The 21,927-nt window shown below is 49.4% G+C and carries 17 protein-coding genes; 8 read left to right on the top strand and 9 right to left on the bottom strand.

The features are described from left to right. Nucleotides 1–23: 23 nt before the first annotated feature. The 7 genes from ACO05Z_RS15640 to ACO05Z_RS15670 all read right to left on the bottom strand — a co-directional run bounded on the left by ACO05Z_RS15640 (nt 24) and on the right by ACO05Z_RS15670 (nt 7,250). On the bottom strand, nt 24–596 hold the full coding sequence (locus tag ACO05Z_RS15640; protein WP_421903119.1) for an anthranilate synthase component II: 573 nt from the start codon (nt 594–596) through the stop codon (nt 24–26). Further along, nucleotides 577–1,992, bottom strand: coding sequence for an anthranilate synthase component I family protein (locus ACO05Z_RS15645; RefSeq protein ID WP_421903120.1), 1,416 nt, complete (start codon nt 1,990–1,992; stop codon nt 577–579). Before ACO05Z_RS15645 ends, ACO05Z_RS15640 begins: the two co-directional genes overlap by 20 nt. A 194-nt stretch (nt 1,993–2,186) precedes the next feature. After that, the gene (locus ACO05Z_RS15650) at nt 2,187–2,963 is read right to left on the bottom strand and encodes a prephenate dehydrogenase/arogenate dehydrogenase family protein (protein ID WP_421903121.1); all 777 of its coding nucleotides are present in this window, start codon (nt 2,961–2,963) and stop codon (nt 2,187–2,189) included. 2 nt (nt 2,964–2,965) lie between these two features. Next, a complete protein-coding gene (gene aroA, locus ACO05Z_RS15655) occupies nt 2,966–4,300 on the bottom strand; it encodes a 3-phosphoshikimate 1-carboxyvinyltransferase (protein ID WP_421903122.1) in 1,335 nt (444 codons plus the stop codon). A 42-nt stretch (nt 4,301–4,342) separates the two neighbouring features. Continuing rightward, a complete protein-coding gene (pheA, locus tag ACO05Z_RS15660) occupies nt 4,343–5,446 on the bottom strand; it encodes a prephenate dehydratase (RefSeq protein ID WP_421903123.1) in 1,104 nt (367 codons plus the stop codon). A gap of 7 nt (nt 5,447–5,453) precedes the next feature. Then, nucleotides 5,454–6,437 (bottom strand): 3-dehydroquinate synthase II family protein, encoded by a 984-nt coding sequence (locus tag ACO05Z_RS15665; RefSeq protein ID WP_421903124.1) that lies wholly within the window; start codon nt 6,435–6,437, stop codon nt 5,454–5,456. 15 nt (nt 6,438–6,452) lie between these two features. Continuing rightward, the gene (locus tag ACO05Z_RS15670; protein WP_421903125.1) at nt 6,453–7,250 is read right to left on the bottom strand and encodes a 2-amino-3,7-dideoxy-D-threo-hept-6-ulosonate synthase; all 798 of its coding nucleotides are present in this window, start codon (nt 7,248–7,250) and stop codon (nt 6,453–6,455) included. Nucleotides 7,251–7,806: 556 nt separating this feature from the next. On the opposite strand from ACO05Z_RS15670, the gene ACO05Z_RS15675 reads away from it, so the two are divergent. The 8 genes from ACO05Z_RS15675 to ACO05Z_RS15710 all read left to right on the top strand — a co-directional run bounded on the left by ACO05Z_RS15675 (nt 7,807) and on the right by ACO05Z_RS15710 (nt 20,281). Next, entirely contained in the window at nt 7,807–9,177 is a 1,371-nt protein-coding gene (locus ACO05Z_RS15675) for an ammonium transporter (protein WP_421903126.1), read from the top strand. A gap of 30 nt (nt 9,178–9,207) precedes the next feature. Continuing rightward, complete coding sequence (locus ACO05Z_RS15680; RefSeq protein WP_421903127.1) at nt 9,208–9,537, top strand: P-II family nitrogen regulator; 330 nt, start codon at nt 9,208–9,210, stop codon at nt 9,535–9,537. 175 nt (nt 9,538–9,712) lie between these two features. After that, a complete protein-coding gene (locus tag ACO05Z_RS15685) occupies nt 9,713–10,933 on the top strand; it encodes an EAL domain-containing protein (RefSeq protein WP_421903128.1) in 1,221 nt (406 codons plus the stop codon). 144 nt (nt 10,934–11,077) lie between these two features. After that, on the top strand, nt 11,078–13,864 hold the full coding sequence (locus ACO05Z_RS15690; protein ID WP_421903129.1) for a LamG domain-containing protein: 2,787 nt from the start codon (nt 11,078–11,080) through the stop codon (nt 13,862–13,864). Between the two features lie 291 nt (nt 13,865–14,155). Then, on the top strand, nt 14,156–15,055 hold the full coding sequence (rarD, locus tag ACO05Z_RS15695) for an EamA family transporter RarD (protein ID WP_421903130.1): 900 nt from the start codon (nt 14,156–14,158) through the stop codon (nt 15,053–15,055). Nucleotides 15,056–15,081: 26 nt separating this feature from the next. Continuing rightward, the gene (locus ACO05Z_RS15700; RefSeq protein ID WP_421903131.1) at nt 15,082–17,373 is read left to right on the top strand and encodes a diguanylate cyclase domain-containing protein; all 2,292 of its coding nucleotides are present in this window, start codon (nt 15,082–15,084) and stop codon (nt 17,371–17,373) included. Between the two features lie 191 nt (nt 17,374–17,564). Further along, nucleotides 17,565–18,986 (top strand): aspartate ammonia-lyase, encoded by a 1,422-nt coding sequence (gene aspA, locus ACO05Z_RS15705; RefSeq protein ID WP_421903132.1) that lies wholly within the window; start codon nt 17,565–17,567, stop codon nt 18,984–18,986. Nucleotides 18,987–19,054: 68 nt separating this feature from the next. Continuing rightward, entirely contained in the window at nt 19,055–20,281 is a 1,227-nt protein-coding gene (locus ACO05Z_RS15710; protein WP_421903133.1) for an aromatic amino acid transport family protein, read from the top strand. A 40-nt stretch (nt 20,282–20,321) separates the two neighbouring features. Here the strand turns inward: ACO05Z_RS15710 and ACO05Z_RS15715 are convergent, their stop codons facing one another. Both ACO05Z_RS15715 and ACO05Z_RS15720 read right to left on the bottom strand, forming a co-directional pair. Continuing rightward, the gene (locus tag ACO05Z_RS15715) at nt 20,322–21,320 is read right to left on the bottom strand and encodes an NADase-type glycan-binding domain-containing protein (protein ID WP_421903134.1); all 999 of its coding nucleotides are present in this window, start codon (nt 21,318–21,320) and stop codon (nt 20,322–20,324) included. A 166-nt stretch (nt 21,321–21,486) separates the two neighbouring features. Beyond that, complete coding sequence (locus ACO05Z_RS15720; RefSeq protein WP_015852943.1) at nt 21,487–21,750, bottom strand: RNA recognition motif domain-containing protein; 264 nt, start codon at nt 21,748–21,750, stop codon at nt 21,487–21,489. Nucleotides 21,751–21,927: the final 177 nt, after the last annotated feature.

Genomic DNA, 21,927 nt, shown 5'->3' on the forward strand with positions numbered 1-21,927 from the left:
TCCTTCTATATATAATGATAGAGCTAAATATTTCCGTCCAAGAAGTTCTTCAAAAGCTTCGGTCCATCCGGGGTCAAAATTGATTCCGGGTGGAACTGGAGTCCGGTCCACGGGCGGTCCTTATATCTAAGCCCCATAACCTCATCCTGATCAGTCCATGCGGTCAGCTCCAATTTATCCGGAGCTTCATCCACGTTGACCACCAGCGAATGGTAACGGCAGACATTGAAAGGATTGTCCAGCCCAGTGAAGATGCCCTCATTCTTGTGGTGCACATCGGAAGTCTTGCCGTGCATGATACGTCCGGCGCGAACTACCGAAGCGCCTGCGAAATGACCGAGGGTCTGGTGACCGAGGCAAACTCCGAGAACCGGAATTTCCTTAGGCAACCGGGAAAGAAATTCAAGGGACAGCCCTGCGTTTTCCGGGTTGCTCGGTCCGGGGGAAAGGCAGACCCGTTCCAGTTTGCCGGACTCGGCCAGCTCAAGTATTTCCTCACGGTCGTTGCGCAGCACCAGCGGATCGGCACCCAGCTGCTGGAAAGCCTGCACCAGATTGAAGGTAAATGAATCAAAATTATCTACGAGTAAAAACATCACCGCCCTCCGACTGCAGAATTTCCTTGAGAACCCGTGCCTTGTTGTTGCATTCCTTCCATTCCATTTCAGGATCGGAATCATAGACGATTCCGGCCCCGGCCTGCCAATGGCACTTGCCGTCGCGAATCCACATGGAACGAATAGTAATTCCGGTATCAAGGTTCACGGAATCCTTATCCAGACCGATAAAACCGATGCAGCCGCCGTAAGGCCCGCGCGGAACATCCTCGATCTCGGAAATGATTTCCATGGCCCGGATTTTCGGAGCGCCGGAAAGAGTCCCTGCCGGAAAGGTGGCCTGCAGCACATCAATGGCATCGTGGTCATCACGAAGATCGGCTTCCACATAGGAAGTGATATGCATGACGTGGCTGAAGTATTCGATCTGCTTAAACTTCTCCACAGTAACCGAACCGGGCTTGGCAATGCGTCCAAGGTCGTTACGCCCGAGGTCAACCAGCATGACATGTTCGGCGATTTCCTTGGGGTCGGCGAGTAACTCTTCGGCAAACTTGCGATCCCCGGCAACATCCTTACCGCGTGGGCGGGTTCCGGCGATGGGCCGAACTTCCAGCCTGCCTTTGTCACAACGGGCCATCAGTTCCGGGGAGGAGCCAAGCAAAATTTCTTCACGACTGAACTTCATGTAAAACATGAATGGTGAAGGGTTGGCCTGACGTAAGCGGCGGTAAAGATCAAAAGAATCACCGCTGAAAGGAGCGGAAAAACGGGTGGAAAGAACCACCTGAATACACTCGCCCTCGGCAATGAGTTCTTTAACCTTATTGACCCCTTCCATGTATTTTTCCTTACCCGGGACAGCCACCGGATCACCAACCTTGGTCGGTTCACACTCGGCACCGAAAACAGGCGGTGTAAAATCCGGAGCATCGTCCTTATCAAGAGAAAGGAAACAACAACTGTGCTTGAGGTGATCGAAAAGAACTACCCGTCCGGGCAGGGCCAAGCGGACCTCGGCATCGTCTGCGGGCAACTTGTCTTTGAGTTTCGGCTCCAGCATTCCGGCGATTCCATAACCCAATGTACCGTAAAGGCCACGGGTCAAGGCAGGCAGTTCGCCCACTTCCGGCTGAGCTTTCAGGTGCAGGGCCTTCATGACCGCGCGCATACCATCAAGAAAGTCCATGCCCGAATATGTAGCCAGTCCGGCAAGCCTTGAATCAGCACATTCAACGGACAACTTGCCGCGCACAGGCGAAAGCTTGAGTCTGAAATCCCAAGCGATAAGGCTGTAACGTCCAAGTCGTCCGTCAACCTCGGCACTTTCCAATAGAATCCCCGGCGCATCACCCACCAAGCCCAGATATAGGCTGATCGGGGTCTGCGTATCAGCAGGCAACCATTTGCCGTACTGGGTAAGTTCAATTTTCATATCAGCTCCATTTGCCTCCGGCGGCTTACCCCCTTTTGCAAAAGGGGGTAAGAATCCCAAAACCTTTTAGTAAGGCTTCGCCACCGTAAGTATTAATAAGTTCTACTGTAACTACTCACACCAATTTTTAATATAAAAAAAGCCGCATCCTCAGGGAGAATGCGGCTAATCACCTTTTTTAGATGCACTTCTCCCTAGGTATTGTTGTCACGCCACCACCAAGAAGCACGGTCTGCAAGCAGGTCCATATCACCTGCTGCTGCTAGGGAAAGAAAAGAACGGAACAGACGAGTAGCTTCCTGACTGTACTGGTTGGCATCAGTAATAGTCCCGAATAGATCGCTGTCCTGAGTAACCATCTTACGCGCGGATTCGAGTCTGCGCTTGAAAGACGGGGTTACGAATTTTTTGATATTGGGAATTTCCCGGGAACAGGCCAGAAATGCAATTGTGGAACTGAAGTTCAAGGCCTGAATCATAGCCATGGCTTTATCGTGCTCTTCAACGGAGGATTCAAAAGCCCCGAAGTTGAGGCGTTCAAAAAAGTCTTTCACTGCCAGCATGGCGGAACGATCTTCTTCACGCTCGGCAACAAGGGCCACGGTAGGTTCAAAATCAGTGGGAATCACCGGCCCGAACAGCGGGTGAGTTCCGACCACAGGTCCGTCATAAGCGCGGAGCATCTGCTGCACCGGACGGCCTTTGACCGAACCGACATCGGAAAGAATCGCGCCTTCTTTCAGATGCGGAATCACGATGGGCAGCACTTCATCCATGACTGTTACCGGAATACACAGGATCACCAGATCAGTATCCGGCAGACGGCGAGCCATCTTTTCCTCGTCCAAAGGAGTATCGAAACGGTAGACCATCAGTCCGGCCCGTTCGGCAGTGAGCGCGAGGAAGCCCCCCATCTGGCCCCGAGACCCGATGATGGCTACGCTATGTATTTTTTCAAACTCGCACTCCATGACTAACAACCGTTTCCTTTTTTAACTTTTTCCCATTCATCCCAGAAACCGGGGAAAGATTTGGCTACACAGCCAGGTTCTTCGGGAATTGATTCGATGCCTGCCATGGCGAAAATCGCGGTACACATGGCTAAGCGGTGATCATCATAGGTGGTGAAAACAATACGCTCACCCTTCTTGAGCGGTGCCGGGATAATGGTGATGGAATCATCAGTAATCTCAGCTTTACCGCCGGCACGCATGACCTCGGCAGCACTTGCTTCGAGGCGGTCGCATTCCTTGATGCGCAGGTGGGCCACATTGGTGATGGTGGTCGGGCTGTCCGCAAAAGCGGCAACAACAGCCACGGTAGGCACCAGATCCGGGCATTTGCCCATGTCCACTTCCACGCCGTGCAGCTTGGAGGGGTAGACTGTCACGCTGTGATCGTCACTTTCGATCTTGGCGCCCATGGACTGAAGGATGTACATGATTGCCTTGTCGCCTTGAAGGGAATTTACGTTCATTCCTTCAATCTTCACAGGATTGTCACCTACAGCCCCGGCAGCGAGAAAGTAGGAAGCATTGGACCAGTCACCTTCCACGCGGTATTCGTCACGCTCAAACTTGGAAGGCTCTACAACGAAACGGATTTCGCCGGGAACAACCTTCTCAACTTTCCTCCAGTCGGTCTTGGTCCATACACCATTTTCTTTAAGCTGAACTTCAAACTTTACTCTGAAATCTTCCATTACATTGAGGGTCAGGGCAACGTAAGGCCATGAGACCGCTTTCTCACCAATAATATTGATGATGGTGGCTTCATCTGCCAGCGGTGCGCCGAGCAGCAGGCCGGAAAGGTACTGGCTGGATTCCTCGAGGGAAATATCCATTTCCTTACCTTTAAAACCGGAAGCTTCAAGAGTCACCGGAGGGTAACCCTGCTTATCGGAAAAAGTAACCTTGGTACCCTGAGATTCCAGCGCGCTGGTCAAAGCCCCGATGGGACGGTCATGCATGCGCGGAGTACCCTGCACCCGAAAAAGACCTTTACCTGCACCAGCCAGAGCTGTGATCAAACGGCAGGTGGTGCCCGAGTCACGCATTTCCAGAACCGCAGGTTCCTTGGCTCCGCCCTTGGGACCGCCGTCCATACCGGTCACGGTTGTTGCAGTCCCATCAATATTGAACTGCGCGCCCATGGTGGTCAGGCAATCCATGGTCCGGTTGATGTCGTTGCTGTCCAGAGGATCAAGAACAACAGTATTGCCGTCAGACAATGCCCCGGCGATGAGTGCTCTATGCGAAAGAGACTTGGACGAAGGAGCCTTAATTACGATTACGTTTTCAGAAGTCATTTTTGTATATCCTGACTATTTCCAGTCTTTAGAAATTTATATTTAAATTTTACTGCCGTCTTGAGAACCAGCGGGGTAACTGCCGAGTATTTTAAAAGTCAGGCAGCGGGCTTTGAGATCTTCGATGAGCGATGCGTGCTCATCGGCCCCGAGATCACCTTGCAGGTCGACGAAAAACATGTACTTCCACTTCTCGCCAAGGGCGGGGCGCGATTCAAGCTTGGTCATGTTGATGTCATGACCGGAAAGCTCGTTGAGGACTTCTACCAGCGCGCCGGGACGATCCGGGGTGGTAAAGAGAAGTGAAGTCTTATCGCGCTTGCCCTCCTGACCGGGCTTAGGACCGATAATCAGGAAGCGGGTCCAGTTGTCCGGCAGATCTTCAATGGCTTCGGCTGTAACATGCAGACCGAAAAGATTTGCCAGCTTTACATGCCCCACTGCGGCTACCGGTTTGTCACTTTCGGCAACCATCTGGGCGGCCTTGGCAGTGGATTCCACAGACACGAGCTCTGCACCGGGCATATTGGCCCGAAGCCATCCAGTGCATTGCTCGAGTGCCTTGGAGTGTGAGTAGACCGTTTTGATCTCGCTGATGTCGGCACCCTTGGTCATGAGTCCGTGGCTGATACGATGATACAGCTCGGCCTGAATGAAAACCGGGTAGCGCATGAACAGATCAACGTTCTGCCCGACCGTTCCCTTGAGCGAATTTTCAAGGGGGATGATGCCTAAGTCGGCTTCGCCCTTGGAAACGGCCACAAAAATATCTTCAAAATTATTTTTAGGGAGCAGGTCAGCCTGACGTCCCATGTGCTGTAGTCCGGCAAAATATGAAAATGTCCCTTCGGGGCCTAGATAGACCACACGCTCAGGCCTTTGCAGCCTGCGGGAAGAAGAAATAATTTCGCGATAAATTGCTTCAAGGTGCTCAGGGGGGAGAGTTCCGGGATTACGCTCGATGAGACCGCGCAGGACTTCCTGCTCCCGGAAAGGCTTGAAAATCTGGTCAGATGATCCGGCCTTGATAGCTCCAACTGCAAGAGAAGCAGCGGCACGCTTGTTGAGAAGCTCAAGAATTTCACTGTCGAGGGAATCGATTTCCACCCGCAGGTCGCCAAGATTTTTTTTGCTGGACTGTGACATTTTATTATTAATCCTCTGAAATTTCTTCTTTGATGCGCATGCCGAAGTGGCGGCCCGCTTCATCAATACGGCAAAGAACTTCGTCGCCTTCTTTCAATGTTACCACACTTACAGGTTCACCGTCACCGCTAACGACTCTGATGGTCTCAGCATTCTGGAGGAAAACCTTGCCGGAAACCGGACCTTCGGGGGTCTGGACCTCGGCGGTGATAAGCAGCATGGGACGAACTTCAAGCTTGCTGCGTCCGACAACGGCTACGGAAGTCTCACCGCTCTTATCCACAACCAGCACCTCGGAACCGGAACGAAGTTCTTCGAGATAAGTAGTCTTGTCACCGGGCAGGAGGGCGTAGGCATGAACAGCTCCGGCGTTCACTCTGAAGGGACGCGCGGCAACGTACGGGTTGGATTCGGTTTCAGCATGCACGAGAAAGGTGAAGGCGGAAGAATTTCCGGTCAGGATGCCCTGTCCTTTCTTGAGCTTGGAAGTGGTATCGACGCAGACCCGATGAGCAAGTCCGGCGGATTCGATTTTGGTAACGGTAGCTTTCTGGAGTTCCATTTTACCCTGCGAGAGTTTCAGTTCGGCCACGATCTGCTTGAGATCGGCAGCACCTTCGGGAGTAACCACGATTGAATCGGCACCGCGCTCCATGACGGATGCAGCCAGCCTTGCCCGGTCAAGGGACTCGGCTTCAAGGGCGAGGGCATCAATTTGGGCGAGCAGGTTTTCAACCGGGATAATCTCCCAGCCTGCGGCAAGACAGACGTCTTTGCCTTTTTTGTCAAGATTAACCGCAACAGCCTCATCAGCCTTTTCGTTGATAGCAACACAGGGCATGTCTTCGGGAGTGATGACAGTTACCCGGCCGAGAGATTCAACGGTTTCCTTGTCTTCCGGGGAAGTGAGGATCGCATCGACACCGGACTCCAAAGCAAGGCTGAGTAACTTTTTGTCGAAGGGGATCGCTTTGAATATAATCTTTTTCATTTTCCTGTTCCTGACTTATTCGCCAATGTGCGCGAGAGCGTTATCTACAGTTTCATCTTCGTGAACAATCATGTGCAGGGCTTCTACCAGTTTAACGCGGTTTTCATGCTGGAAGACATTGCGGCCAACAGAGAGTCCGGCACCGCCAGCTTCGATGGAATCAGCAACCATCTGCAGGAAGTCGCGGGTGGAATCGAGCTTGGGACCGCCAGCGATAACGACCGGGATACAACAGCCTTCGACCACGTTTTTGAAAGTTTCAATGTCTCCTGTGTAGGGTACTTTTACGATGTCGGCACCGAGTTCTTCACCAGCGCGGGCGCAGTGGGCAACAACTTCGGGATCGAATTCATCTTTGATTTTGGGGCCGCGGGCGTAAACCATAGCCAGAACCGGAACGCCCCAGCTGGTGGCAGCGGAAGCAACTTCGCCGAGACCGGAAAGCATCTGCGCTTCAGCTTCATCACCGAGGTTCACGTGCACGGAAACGGCATCCGCGCCCAGACGAAGTGCGTCTTCAACAGTACCGACGAGAGTTTTTTTATTGGGTAGAGGGGAAAGACAAGTGGAAGCGGAAAGGTGAACGATAAGGCCGACGTCGCCGCCTTCTTCACGGTGGGAGCAACGGACCAGACCTTTGTGCATCAGCACGGCATTGGCTCCGCCCCTGACCATATCGTTAACCGCCCTGCGCATGGAACGAAGTCCCTTGAGCGGCCCAACGCTGATACCATGGTCCATGGGAACAACAATGGTCCGGCCTGTATTGCGGTTTACTATCCGCTCCATTCTTACGCTTTTACCAATCTGCATTTTAATTTCTCCTGAAGTTTGCCTCTAGATTCTCCAAGATCCGCTTCCCTTTTCGGCGACCCGTGCAAAAAAAAAGGGCCGCCGGCGATTCTTCGCCTGCGGCCCTTTCGTAGAGGTCGTTTGCTATGTTTCTCTTTTTACTTTTTGTACAAGCAAACCTCCACCCGACCACAAGCGTGGGTGCACCAAAAATAAAAAAAGTAAAAAAAGTAAGAGAGGCCAGTGCCTAGGGTGTTGAAAGTCTGCATGAGGATTACTTAACCGGGTCCTGAAAAAATTGTCAACAACTTTATTTATTTTTTTACCATCATTAATATAATAAACGCTGTTTGTTAATTTTTCTTATGTTACGGAGTGTCACATTTTAAATTGTTTACCTTTTTGTAATTTACCCCCACTTCGAACACGACAAAAAAGTACAAAAATACATTTTTGTAATCGACATTTTTGAGCTATCTTTAAAAAAACCTTTTATTTCAAGTATTTATATTTTTGGCACAGTCCCTGCTTTAAGAAAAACATCCTTGAAGCAATCAACATCCCTAAGGAGGACTGTATGACTATTAAACGTTCAATGGTAGGCCGCAAAATTCCGGCCCTCGCAACTCTCATGCTCCTGGCAGCACCTTCCGCGGCATTCGCAGCTGAAGAAGCCATGTCCCAGACCCACGGTAACATTCTCTGGACCCTTCTCGCGGCGATCCTCGTATTTTTCATGCAGGCAGGCTTCGCATGTGTCGAGGCAGGATTCACCCGCGCAAAGAGCGCCGGCAACATCCTGATGAAAAACTTTCTCGACTTTTCCGCCGGTTCGGTCATCTTCTTCCTATTCGGCTTCGGACTCATGTTCGGCCTTGATGCAGGCGGTTTTGTAGGCTCATCCGGCTTCGGTCTCTCCGGAACCGGACTCACCGATCCGGACTCACAGTGGACCATTACTTTCTGGTTCTTCCAGTCTGTATTCGCAGCCACCGCAGCAACTATCGTATCCGGTGGTATTGCAGAACGTACTAAGTTCAGCAGCTATATACTCGTAACCGCCATTGTGACCGGGCTTATCTATCCTATATCAGGACACTGGGCATGGGGCTCCCTCTGGCTCGGCGATGCAGGCGCAGGCTGGCTTGAAGGCATGGGATTCATGGACTTCGCAGGCTCTACCGTAGTTCACTCCGTAGGTGGTTGGATCGCACTGGCAGGCGCCATGGTCCTCGGCCCCCGTATCGGCAAATACACTGCGGACGGCAAAGCAAAAGCTATCCCCGGCCACAACATTCCCCTGGCGGCTCTCGGTGTATTCATCCTCTGGTTCGGCTGGTTCGGATTCAACCCCGGTTCCACCACCACTGCTGACGGCTCCATCGGTCTCATCGCTGTAACCACAAGTCTCTCCGCCTGTGCGGGTACTCTCGGTGCAATGTTCACCTCATGGTTCAGATTCGGCAAGCCTGATATCTCCATGACCTGTAACGGCGCGCTGGCAGGACTGGTTGGCATCACTGCTCCCTGTGCAACTGTAACTCCCGCAGCATCCCTTATCATCGGCCTCATCGCAGGTGTGCTGGTAGTACTCTCCATCGAATTCATTGATAAAGTGCTCAAAATCGACGACCCGGTAGGTGCTGTTTCCGTTCACGGTGTATGCGGTGCCTGGGGAACTCTGGCCTGCGGCCTGTTCACCGCTCCTGCCCTCAACGACGGCACAGGCGGCCTCTTCTACGGCGGCGGAATCGGAATTCTCACCACCCAGATCATCGGTGTCGCAGTCTGCTTCGTCTGGGCATTCGGTATGGGCTACCTCGCCTTCACCATCGCCAAGGCTGTAATGGGTATCAGGGTTTCTGCTGAAGAAGAAATGAAGGGCCTCGACATCGCAGAACACGGCATGGAGTCCTACAACGGTTTCCAGATCTTCTCCAACGAATAGTCCAACCATCACACAGAGAGGAATAATACAATGAAACTCATCATCACATATATCAGGCCCGAATGCCTTACCCCGGTAAAGCAGGCCCTCTACGCCAAAGGCATCTACTCCATGTCGGTAACCAACATCCTCGGTTCCGGCCGGGGGGCGGGATTCACCGAAACATACCGCGGGGTAGTAATGGAAGTTAACCTGCTCAAAAAAATCCGTATCGAGATCGGTCTGGATGAAGAAAAACTCGAAGGAGCACTGGAAGCCATCAAGACCGGTGCACAGACAGGCAAAGAAGGTGACGGCGTCATCTTCGTGCAGGACCTGAACCGGACCATCAGGATCAGAACAGGTGAAGAATCACTCTAACCACACAAAACTTAGGCATATATCACTCTAACCCCAATTAGTGTACAGCAGGCCGGGTTTATCATCGGCAGTTAAACCCGGCCCGGTCCGATGCCCACCTCCATCGGACCCCACCGGCCGAAAGGGACTTCCCACCCTTTCGGCCGCTTTTTGAGAAAACAAAGCGACTGCTACTATGAATACTACCCCTGATTTTTCCATTTCCGAACTTATTGAAAACGACGGTTTGACCACAGTACTGCAGCCGCTTATCTCCATGAACCGCAAGGGCCTGCTCGGTTTCGAGGCCCTGACCCGGGCCATCAATCCCCGTACCGGGGAAAATATTCCGCCGTTCACACTTTTCAACATGTGCGAGGACCTTGAAACCCTAACCCGGCTGGACCGGGCCTGCCGGAAAAAAGCCTTTGAAACTTTTGCACCCATCTCAAAAACCGACCGTTCACTGCTTCTTTCTGTGAACATTGATGCAGCTATCATCAACGAAAAGACTTTCAACTACGGCCTGACCGGAAAAATGGTTGAAGAGTGTTCCATCCCGGCCGGGAATGTCGTTCTCGAGATAATTGAATCCAAAGCCGGAAACGACGCAGCCCTCTCATCTTTTGTAGAAAATTCCCGCGAATGCGGATTTCTCATCGCCCTTGATGATGTTGGGACCGGTCATTCCAATCTTGATCGCATCCCCTCCCTCAAACCGGATATAATTAAAATCGATCGTTCTCTCATTGCTGATATCAATAGAAAATTTCACAACATGGAAGTAACCCGCTCCCTGATCTGCCTCGCTGAAAGGACGGGCTGCCTACCATTAGCCGAGGGAATTGAAACTATTGAGGAAGCCCTGACCCTGATGAGTCTTGGAATTGATGTTTTTCAAGGATTTTTCTTCAGCAAACCGGCTCCGGCAGCAGTAGCCATCAATACAGACATGACTCCGGTAAAATTTCTGGCCTCACGCTTTAAAACCCATGTTCTGGAGAAATTAAACCGCCAGAAAATAATGGAGAACAGCTATAAAAGGATGGCCGGTAAATTACGTGAAGCCCTTATGGACGGCACTCCCGGAACAACCGACTCTGCTCTTTCAGCATTCATCACGGAAAACACAAATATTGAGTGCGCCTACATTCTGGACACCAACGGAATTCAGGTTTCAGAAACAATCTGCAACCCTTACAAGCTTAAAGAAAACAGGCGTCTCATCTATCAGCCTGCCCCTGTGGGGGCAGACCATTCACTGAAAGAATATTACCTGACCATAAAAACAGGCAACCAGTGGCACACCACTGATCCATACATTTCGCTTGCTTCAGGCAACAATTGCGTCACTGTTTCCACAAAAATGTACGACACACCCAAATCACCCATCCTCTGCATAGACATCAGCACTTAAGCCCTTTTCATGCCGATAAATAGAGCTGATTTCATCCCATGTTCTTTTAAAAGAAGCAGCAAACCCAGAAAGGTCATTTACTAAATAATAGCAATATGATTATAATAAAAAGCACACATAAACATACCAACAGAGGAAAAGACAATGGAAGCAGATTATGGTGTGCAAATAAGATCTGGAGCCAAGGTAGTAATCCCCAGCAATACAGCTTATTCGTTTGGGAAAGGGGACTTTACTATTGGAGCGTTATTTCAGACTGAGCAACCGGGTACTTTACTAAGCCGAAAATCAACCGAAGGAGGCTCAGAAGCCTGCGCGGGGTGGCTGTTGGTTATCAAACCAGACGGCATAATCAAAATGGCTACGGACAACGGCTTCGGCTTCTATGAGGTGAACTCTGAAAAAACACAAGCATTAGATGGTCTTTGGCATCATGTGGCAGCGGTGCGCAAAAAAGGTATAATCACAATATTTTTTGACGGTAAACCAATCAAAAGCACTGCCAAAGGCAGTTTGGCCTCCCCCTTAAATATTTCTAATAATCGACGTATAGTCATCGGTGGCTGTGACCAAAAACAGGAACCTCATCGGCAATTCACAGGTATTATTGAGGATGTTATCCTATGGAACAGAGCGTTAACTCAAGATGAAATCATCCCCACTATGTTCAATTTAGTGCAAGGCACCGAACCTGGGTTGGTCGGCTATTGGGCTATGAACAACGACCTGACAGATGAATCCACCCATCACAATATAGCTACAGCCGAAGGACAGATTACATTCGTACCGGTGTTCCATTGCACATGGGCAGAAGCTGACAATCATTTTTCATTTTGTGGAATCGATAACAACTACGTATCCGATTACCAGTTCGTTGCACGGGCTTCGAATGAAAGTGTAACACGACTCCAGGAGTTGGATGTTCCAGCCAACACCCCCTTTATTTATGGAGGAATTATAGACAAAAACAAAGATGAATTGTCTTTCCCAACAGGTGCGATCCTCAAAATAACAAAACCGGATGGAACTCCATTGACAGACCAGAATAATGGGGACGATCAGTTCGTGTATATGAATGGAGCATCTGTTTGGCAATTTATGATCAAAAATCCAACTCCCGGAATCTGGGTAATCAGTGTGACCGCGCAGCAAAACGTACCCTTTACCCTAACCGTAGGGACCACCCCGACTATAAACGTAGTCCAAACCATAAAGAACGCCTTGGACCCAATATATCCACACCCCAGTTCCCAGATAGTTCTCAACAGCCGTAACCGGGCTTTGGCGGCTGCTATGGGGTGGTCATTCGCTGACGTGGGATTGATAATCGGAACCGCCATCGCTGGAATCGGAATAGCCGCTTTACTTGCACCTGCCGCTGTACCTCTTTCATTAACCGCCGCAGGGCTAGCTACTTTAGCAGGTTTAGGCATCGCAGAAATGTCCGGCCAAATCAAACTACTGACGACCCCCGACTCTCTTTCTGATGCAGGGCGTCAAATTTCAAAATTGATTGGTTTCGAACCTACTCCGATTCTTGACGAAGGGATTAATCTGACGGGTGGTTACGTAGAGTGCGCTAACCATGCAGCTTACAATTTCGGTCAAGGGGATTTTTCCTGCGAGGCGTGGGTAAAACCAAGCAAGCAAGGCCCACTTTTTGGACGCAAGAGTACAGAGGGAAAACCTGGCTTTATATTTCAGGTCAATCCAGATGGAGTTATTTCTTTGGTCACGGACAACGGAGCTGGCTATTGCCTACTCAACTCTCCATCTACCAACGTATTTGACGGACGCTGGCATCATATCGCCGGAGTCCGCAAGGGCAGTGACATGCAAGTTTTTCTAGACGGACAGCCTTTGGGGGGAGAAATCGCCAAGTCTAAGGAACCACCTTTAACCGTTAGCAGTAATATCCCTTTATTAATAGGTTCAGTACAGCAACAACAACAACCCTATCGTTTTTTTCAGGGAACGATATCTGAGGCTCGCCTTTGGAACATAGCCAGAACCAGAAAAGAAATAAAATATTACATGGACTTATGTATTCCACAAGACAACCAACACCTTGTAGGTTATTGGCCATTCATAAACAAATCTTCACAAGATCAATCCATAACCAAAAACGACGGAACCCTAAAAGGTTCTACCGACTATGTGTCACAGCCTGGTAATGAACTCTGGGAAATTCAGTTAGGCAGAAATGCCGCAGGAGGATACGAGTGGGTAGGAGAACACACGTTCTTAGGCATCATGAAAAAGCCATGGTCTGAAACACAATACCCTAACAACGTCGAGTACTTTTTTGATTGCGCTGGGGGACATGGAGACGAAGCTGGACATAAAGTGCCTGTCACCATGGGAACATTAACTGTACGAGGGCGTCCCAACGATCTCATCCGGATGGCTACCGGAAGTAACGTTATTGACCCGGAAAAACGAATTTATGGCAGTGGCAGTGAATGGGGCCAAGGAACAGCGGGCATTAACGCTAGCGGCAAAATAAACCGCAACGGATTTTGCCATCAAATATCCAACCGCTTGCTTTATTCAGCAGTCTGGCCGAATAGGGCAGTCACACTGGGGCATGCTGATCCCCCAATACGGGGCTATGAAATCACCGTCGCATGGACAGGTGTATTTGGAGCTTCATGGGGGAGCAAATTCCATGGACGAGAAATGAGTTTCGCCGATTGGTGCAAGCACGCAGGCTTTCCACCACCGCCTAGCGAAGACTCAGCGATGTACGATGACTTAATCAGGTATGCCCCGTCGGACCGTAAAGCATTTATCAAGCATGCCATTGATCTTCAAGAATCATATCACCCCGAAATATCGAAAGAAGAAACCGATGAACTGGAATTAAAATTCAAGTCCAAATTATCGGAAGATATTTCAGATGATGTTATATCTGCAATGGGGTTAAAATAGACAAGCAAAAAATTAACCCTCCTGCTTAATTTTAGCCCTTTTAATTAGAGGCTTAGACAAAAGCTGCTCTAAGCCTCTAATTACCACAGCGCCATACATTTCGCTTGCTTCAGGCAACAATTGCGTCACTGTTTCCACAAAAAGGTACGACACACCCAAATCACCCATACTTTGCATCGACATCAGTATTTAATCCAGCTCTCCGTTCAGCTGTAACTATAATGTTTGTTGCAACCGCACGGGGATTGGAATATCTTTCCCGCCTCAATAAATTATTAATGGACCGTGAAAATGAACAAAGACACTCACGACGGACTCTTCTATGCCGGGGCGGCATTTATCCTCTGGGGCCTGCTCCCCGTTTACTGGAAAGCACTGGAAGAAGTCCCCGCACTTGAACTTCTCTGCAACAGAATTGTCTGGTCACTTTTTTTTGTAGCTATCTTACTTTCCTGCAAAAAACGCTGGCGAGAAGTAAAGACTGCCCTTGCGGACAAAAAAGGAAAACTTCTGCTGACCATAAGCAGTTGCCTCATCGGTACCAACTGGTTCATTTATATATGGGCAGTCAACCATGACCATGTGGTGGACACCAGCATGGGTTATTATATGACTCCGCTGATGAATGCGCTGCTCGGTTTCATCTTCATGAAAGAAAGACTGAACCGTCTTCAGGTTATCGCCATTGCCCTCGCTGCCTGCGGGGTAGCCTATTCTATAATTGATTACGGACACATTCCTTATATAGCATTGACTCTGGCAGTATCGTTCGCCTTTTACGGACTGGTTCGCAAGGTAATGAAGGTGGAATCCCTGCCGGGACTCTTTGTGGAGACCGCAGTGCTCGCTCCCTTATCTGCAGCTTATCTTCTGTGGCTGGCTTTTTCAGGCGAAATAAGTATATATAAAATCAGCTTAATGGATAATCTCCTGCTGCTGGGAGCAGGTGCCGCCACATCTTTGCCGCTTATATTTTTTGCCCACGGAGCGCGCAGGCTGCGGTTGGTTACATTGGGAATGATGCAATACATCGCCCCCACACTGGCACTAATGCTCGGTGTATTTGTATATGAAGAGCCATTCAACTCTGCAAGGCTGGTTACTTTCGCCTTTATCTGGAGCGGAATTGCAGTATATGTTGCAGACGGGCTAAACAAAAACTTAAAAGTAATTTCAACAACAAATAACTAATCAGAACAGCAGGGCCGGAGCAAAAATTGATTCTAGCACCAAAGAAAAGCAACTTTTTCAAGAAATGGATTCCGCTCAGGCTGATAATCCCCCTGATTATAATTCTGACTGTAGCCAGCTACATTTGCGTAAAACTGGACACCATGTCCATCCATGATCAGGAAAGGCTTTTCAATGAACAACAAGCCCTGCAGGCAAAACTGGTAGCAACTGCGCTTGAAGATCAGCTTGGAAATATTGTTGAATCTGCCTCTACTCTGTCAAAATACTCTCTGGTGGATTTCATTGCCGGGAACCGTTCCGCAGAATCAATAAAAAAATTATTCAAAATAAAACAGACAGACCAGACCTCTCTGACCTTGATCAGCTTCAACTCTGCACATGGAGCAGAGCTCACATCTGAAATTAATTCATCAAAATTGATACAAGCGCATCGCATCGCACGGGAATGGACTGAAAAATACTATTCCGCAGTATCCGGCATGCGTTCCGGGTTCATTACCCCGAAACCCGTAGTTAATGAAAAAATCCACTTAGCCGGGATGCTCATGCCTGTCTGGAACGGTAATGATTTTTCGGGAATACTCACAATTGCTATTGATCTGGATAAACTTACTGACAAGTACATCAGTCCCCTGCAGATCGGTAAATTCGGCTCAGGTTACATTATCGACGGTTCAGGAACTGTCATATTTGATCAGGAAACCGAAATCCTCGGACAAAATGTATTCTCCCTGCACAAAGGTTATCAGGATCTGATTAAGATAGACTCCCGCATGCTTCACGAACCATATGGAACCGGTGAGTATTCCTTTACTGTAAAGCGAGATAAACACGTGGAACGCAAACTGGTCGCATGGCACTCTGTGCGCTTCGGAGAAATGAAGCTTGTTGTTGCCATCTCCGCCCCAGAAACCGATGCCACCAACTCAATGGCTTCCATACAGGCTGTGCGGGTAGCAATGCTTGTATTTCTTTCACTGCTCTTCTTCGCTGTCATATTTTTCTTTTACTATCACAGGTCCCAACAACTTCTGCTCCGCCAGAATAAGGAACTGAAAAGCAAAGACAATGTTTTCGAGGCAATCGCCGGAAACGCTCCAGGCATTATTTACAAATGTGAAATGTCCCAGCCTTTTGAGATGCATTACATCAGTTCCAAGATACGCAAAGTAACCGGATTTGACCCTGATGATTTTCTCAAAGGCGGCAAGAGCATGTACTACGACCATGTGCACCCAGATGACCGCACCGGGTTGAAGAATATCATCAGCAAAGCACTCAGCCAGAACAAACCCTTTGAGCATGAATACCGCATCATCCGCAGTGACGGCAGTGAACGCTGGGTTTATGAAAAAGGAACCAGCCTTCCTGAAGAAAACAGCATGGTCGGGTTCATCCTCGACATTACTGACCGCAAAAACGAGGAAAAAGCCCTTAAACAGGCAGAAGAAAATTACAGCGCACTGGTTACAACCGCTCCGCTTGGAATCTTCCAAACAACTCCTGAAGGAAGATTCATCAGTTCCAACAGCCAGATGGCTGCATACTACGGATACAATTCACCGGAAGCATTTCTGAGTGAGATTTCCGATATTGCCCGGGACTGTTATGTCCAGCCCGAGGAACGGGATCGGCTCCTGACTATCCTCAATAAATTCGGCCACACAAACAACTTCGAAGCCCGCCAAAAACGCAAAGACGGCTCTACATTCTGGGCCAGTGAAACCATCATGGCCGTCAAAGACGAAGATGGAAATATCATACGCATGGACGGCTTTCTCATGGATATTTCCGAACGCAAGGAACACGAAGAGACCATGCGCCGTCTGGCCATGTTCGACAACCTGACCGGATTGCCGAACCGGGTACTCTTTGATGACCGCTTGAAACTGGCCCTTTCCCATGCCAGCCGCAACCGCATGAAAGTTGCTATCCTTTATGCCGACCTCGACAACTTCAAACAAGTCAACGATGAACTTGGACATATGGCCGGGGACACTGTGCTCAAAGAAGTTGCCGGAAGGTTCAGCGACTGTCTGCGCACCAGCGACACCCTTTCCCGCATCGGTGGCGATGAGTTCATCTTTATTTTGCAAGATATAGGGACCAACACAGAAATCGAAGTTGTAGCCCAGCGCATTATAGACTCCATGCGCGCCCCTTTTTACATAGGTGAAAAAGTATACAGAATCGGGGTAAGCATCGGGATCAGTGTTTTCCCGGATAATGGCGAGGAAAAAGAAAAGCTGATCCGCATTGCTGATGAAGCCATGTACAAAGCTAAAGGTCAGGGCAAAAACGGCTACGCATTCTAGACCAACGTTGTTTTTCACAAAAAAGGCACATTTTCACCTTCAAGCCGTGTGAATAAAGATTTCAAATAGTTGTATTGACCCCGCATGCCGATATGATAAGACGGAATTAACGGGGCAATACAGTGCCGTATTTTCTTCAACGGTACTTTCTCCCCTGAAATACACCACAATACAATTCTTTGGAGAAAGAAATGAAATTTCGTAATGAGCATGACTGCATAGGCCAGAAGGAAGTTCCTGAAGATGCCCTTTACGGGGCACAGACCATGAGGGCATCCGAAAACTTTCGCATTACCGGAATCCCCATCTCCCACTACCCGCACATAATCTACTCACTGGCTCAAATCAAAAAAGCCGCCGCCCTGACCAACAATGAACTGGGCAAACTGGATGATGACAAGACCAAAGCCATTGTCTTTGCCTGCGACGAACTGCTGGCCGACAAACATCATGAGCAGTTTGTGGTTGATATCATTCAGGGTGGAGCCGGAACCTCCACCAACATGAATGCCAACGAAGTCATAGCCAATATCGGCCTTGAACACCTCGGCTTCAAACGCGGAGAATATGACAACCTGCACCCCAATATTCACGTCAACATGGCCCAGTCCACCAATGACGTATACCCCACCTGCTTGCGGCTGACCCTGATCGCCAAGATGGACCAGCTCATTGAGTCCATGGAATACCTCCAGAAAAATTTTGCCGCTAAAGGAAAGGAATTTTCTCATATCCTGAAAATGGGCCGTACCCAGCTTCAGGACGCCGTGCCCATGACTCTCGGTCAGGAATTCACCTCCTACGCGGTCATGGTCGGTGAAGATATTGAACGTGTACGCGAAGCGAAAGCCCTGATCTGCGAGATCAACATGGGCGGAACCGCCATCGGCACCGGCCTGAACGCACCGCCCAAGTACGCCGAACTGGTTACCGCCAAGCTGAAAGAAATCAGCGGTTTTGATCTTGAACTGGCCCCGGATCTCGTTGAAGCGACTCAGGACACCGGAGCCTATGTCCAGCTTTCCGGTGTACTTAAACGCGTAGCTGTGAAAATTTCCAAAATTTGTAATGACCTGCGCCTGCTTTCTTCCGGACCGCGCTGCGGACTCAATGAGATTAACCTGCCGCGTATGGCTCCGGGGTCTTCCATCATGCCCGGTAAGGTCAATCCGATCATCCCGGAAGTGGTCAACCAGATTGCCTTCACTGTTATCGGCAGTGACGTCACCGTCAGCATGGCCGCTGAAGCCGGGCAGCTGGAATTGAACGTAATGGAACCGGCCATCGGAGCCAGCCTGCTCAATTCCCTGACCATCATGCGTCGGGGCTTCCGCACCTTGGCCGACCGCTGCATCTCCGGCATCACCGCCAACGAGGATGTCTGCCGTGGATATGTAGAAAACAGCATCGGACTGGTCACCGCGCTCAACCCCTACATCGGCTATGAAAAATCAACCGAAGTAGCCAATGAAGCCCTAAAATCAGGGGGGTCGGTATACGACATCGTTATCGAGAAGGGATACATGTCCAAAGAAGCTTTAGACAAGGCTCTTTCACCTGAAGCCATGGTTCATACCCATCCGCTGAACCTTGTTGAAAGCACTAAAAAATAAAATCCCAAAGGCCGCACAGCTTATGCTCTGCGGCCTTTTTTCAAACAGATTTGCAACAGGAGTGACCAATGACGCAGGAAAAATCAGTTTCCGCCATGTCCATGATGTTCGTGGTTGTGGGAAACATGCTCGGCGCAGGAATCCTCGCCCTGCCTGTCAACCTTTGTGCGGCGGGCTTTTATCCCTCCATTGCCGCCACCCTGCTCATGTGGGTGCTCATGACCTACACCGCCCTGATATACTCGGAGCAGAAAAGCCTGACCACCAATGAAAAAGCTGACCTGCCCACATTTTTCCACCATGAATTAGGCAATGCGGGGAAATGGGTAACCATTGTCGCTAACCTGATCATTCTGTACGGGGTTCTTGTTGCCTATCTCTGCGGCATATCGGCCATTATCATGAGCCTGCAATCCACGTTACCAGAATCTGTAGTCATGACCCTGTATTTCGCTCTCGTTACCGGGATGACTGCCTTCGGCATGAAAATGATGAAAAAATGCACTCCGTACATGGTCACCGTCATGTGGATTACTTTCGGTGCGCTGGTCTTCATGGTTGTCCCAGATGTTTCCGCCGCAAATCTGGAAGCTTTAGACTGGACCTATATTCCTGCGGGACTCCCGGTACTGCTCATGGCCTTTCATTTTCATAATATCATTCCCAGCATCTGCCGGACGCTGGATCATGATCGCAAAAAAATCCGTACTGCCATCATCGGCGGCACAACTATCGGCATGGTAATGAACATTGCATGGCTGCTGGTGGTTCTCGGTGCACTGCCCCTGTCAAATCCCGAAACCCACATCGACCTGATCACCGCTTTCGGTAAAAATGATCCGGCAACCATTCCGTTGGAACAGCTGCTCCAGACCCCGGTATTCACCTATGTCGCCCTGATCTTCGCAGTGGTAGCCATGTCTACCGCCTTCATGGCTAACGGCACGGCCCTGCTCAGCTTTATGCGCGATCTGACCTCCAGCAACTTCGGCATTGATAATAAAGTTGTTGTCTGGTGCCTGTCCTTCATACCCCCGCTGCTGGTCGGCCTACTTTACCCGGATATTTTTCTGGTTGCCATCAACCTCGTGGGTGGAGTCGGGGAATGTATCATCTTCGGCATCCTGCCCGGATTCATTGTCTGGAAATACGCACCGGAAGGCTCTATCCGGAAATATTCAGGCATGGTGCTCATAGTCTGCTTCGCCGCAGTTCTGCTCATTGAACTGGGACAGGAGTTCGGACTGCTGCACCTCAGCCCGGATGTTGAATACTGGACCCACCATACAAGGTAATTAAAAAGCGGGTGATGATTTGAGATCATCACCCGCTTTTTTAAAATTCAGTCTTATTCTTAACCTTCCATTCCCCGTATTCCTTCTTCAAATGGAACAAGGCATTCTCTGTCATCTGGTGCGATTGCATGTCGAAAATGACCGTGTATTCGCCCTTAACCCAAAGCTCCACCTGAGTGGGAGTCAAAGTACGGATGCTGAACCGCAGTCCGGAGGTGGAAACAACCGCACTTTCATACTTATCAAGCACCTTGCGCTTTTCGAGCATAGACCTAAAACTTTCAAAAGTAGCACTTTCAAGCAGAAACTGGTCCTGTGTGAACATGCGTGGGTACTCTTCATTTATGGTCACGAAATTTGTATAAAATTTGTCAAAAAAGACCTTCATTTCATCAAGCACAACCTGTTTTTTTTCAAGCTCACTCATTTTCTCATAAAGGACTTTCTTTTCTTCAGCGCTCATCTTCCGGGGTTTGACCACAACAGCTTCACCTACAGCAGAAGTATCAAGCTTTCCCTTTTCCGCAGATGCTGCAGCCGCAACTTCATCCGGAGTAATGCGGTGGTACTTTATGAGCACTTCGGAAATACCGGCCTGTTCAACGCCCTCACTCTTATAGATAGAAAGTACATTCAGGCCGAGGCTGGTAGTAGGGAATTTACGAATTCTGGGATTCTGCTTCTTGCCTGTATCTATGAGGGTAAATTCCTGACGCTGGCCGCCGGAAAATGAAATAGCCACATCTTTAATCCGGCAGACCTTTCCCTGCCCAGCTCCGGTATCAACCCCATTCACAATATGGATTGAATCAACAATAACCTGCGCCGGGAAGAAAAACTGAATCCATTCTCCGGTCCCACTGCCCTCGCCATTTTCAATCCACCCGGTAGTACCATTGCCGTCTGTAAGATACTTACTGTCAAAAACAGTTTCACCATCCATAGGCACAAAAGATGATGTCCGCACATGAAAGGGCTGAGCAAAAACAATGGAAGGAATTGCGAGTAAACAGATAAGCAAAACAAGTTTGCGCAACATATAAAATATCTCCGGAAATATTCGTCTGGTAAAATTATTTAGTCTGAGAACGGTGCCGTTATAGCGGAATGAAGATAGACTGAAAATAGAAAAAGCCCGTCTTTCGTGTGAAAAACGGGCTTAAGAGCAATTGCTTGCTCAAAAAAGACAGTCAAATATATATTGACTACCAGCGGGGGCGAGGTGCGCGGGGCTTCGCTTCGTTAACCTTGAGGTTACGTCCGCCGAAGTCTTTACCATCCAGATTGTCGATAGCTTCCATTGCGCCAGCGTCTTCCATTTCAACAAAACCGAAGCCACGGGGACGACCGGTTTCTCTGTCTTCGATGAGTTTAACAGATACAACTTCACCGAAAGCTTCGAAAGCAGCGCGGACTTCGTCTTCAGTTGCAGACCAGGGCAGGTTACCGACATAGATGTTCTTGGACATTAAAAATTCTCCTAAAAAATGTATAAACTTTCACGCAAATGCGTCAGGCATAAAAAAAAGGGCAGCGTACAAGATGCGTACACTGCTCCTTGATATACCTGTTAAACTAAAACCAACTTCCTTCCAAGAGGCCGCTGGCAACTAAAGACACTGTTTTACTACTTCCACATAAAAGTC

Source organism: Maridesulfovibrio sp. (assembly GCF_965230075.1).
Classification (GTDB): Bacteria; Desulfobacterota; Desulfovibrionia; order Desulfovibrionales; family Desulfovibrionaceae; genus Maridesulfovibrio.

What these genes read in the sequence shown, in the direction of transcription:
- ACO05Z_RS15640 (WP_421903119.1), bottom strand. Translation starts at nt 596, where the DNA reads ATGTTTTTACTCGTAGATAATTTTGATTCATTTACCTTCAATCTGGTG.
- ACO05Z_RS15645 (WP_421903120.1), bottom strand. Translation starts at nt 1,992, where the DNA reads ATGAAAATTGAACTTACCCAGTACGGCAAATGGTTGCCTGCTGATACG.
- ACO05Z_RS15650 (WP_421903121.1), bottom strand. Translation starts at nt 2,963, where the DNA reads ATGGAGTGCGAGTTTGAAAAAATACATAGCGTAGCCATCATCGGGTCT.
- aroA (WP_421903122.1), bottom strand. Translation starts at nt 4,300, where the DNA reads ATGACTTCTGAAAACGTAATCGTAATTAAGGCTCCTTCGTCCAAGTCT.
- pheA (WP_421903123.1), bottom strand. Translation starts at nt 5,446, where the DNA reads ATGTCACAGTCCAGCAAAAAAAATCTTGGCGACCTGCGGGTGGAAATC.
- ACO05Z_RS15665 (WP_421903124.1), bottom strand. Translation starts at nt 6,437, where the DNA reads ATGAAAAAGATTATATTCAAAGCGATCCCCTTCGACAAAAAGTTACTC.
- ACO05Z_RS15670 (WP_421903125.1), bottom strand. Translation starts at nt 7,250, where the DNA reads ATGCAGATTGGTAAAAGCGTAAGAATGGAGCGGATAGTAAACCGCAAT.
- ACO05Z_RS15675 (WP_421903126.1), top strand. Translation starts at nt 7,807, where the DNA reads ATGACTATTAAACGTTCAATGGTAGGCCGCAAAATTCCGGCCCTCGCA.
- ACO05Z_RS15680 (WP_421903127.1), top strand. Translation starts at nt 9,208, where the DNA reads ATGAAACTCATCATCACATATATCAGGCCCGAATGCCTTACCCCGGTA.
- ACO05Z_RS15685 (WP_421903128.1), top strand. Translation starts at nt 9,713, where the DNA reads ATGAATACTACCCCTGATTTTTCCATTTCCGAACTTATTGAAAACGAC.
- ACO05Z_RS15690 (WP_421903129.1), top strand. Translation starts at nt 11,078, where the DNA reads ATGGAAGCAGATTATGGTGTGCAAATAAGATCTGGAGCCAAGGTAGTA.
- rarD (WP_421903130.1), top strand. Translation starts at nt 14,156, where the DNA reads ATGAACAAAGACACTCACGACGGACTCTTCTATGCCGGGGCGGCATTT.
- aspA (WP_421903132.1), top strand. Translation starts at nt 17,565, where the DNA reads ATGAAATTTCGTAATGAGCATGACTGCATAGGCCAGAAGGAAGTTCCT.
- ACO05Z_RS15710 (WP_421903133.1), top strand. Translation starts at nt 19,055, where the DNA reads ATGACGCAGGAAAAATCAGTTTCCGCCATGTCCATGATGTTCGTGGTT.
- ACO05Z_RS15715 (WP_421903134.1), bottom strand. Translation starts at nt 21,320, where the DNA reads ATGTTGCGCAAACTTGTTTTGCTTATCTGTTTACTCGCAATTCCTTCC.
- ACO05Z_RS15720 (WP_015852943.1), bottom strand. Translation starts at nt 21,750, where the DNA reads ATGTCCAAGAACATCTATGTCGGTAACCTGCCCTGGTCTGCAACTGAA.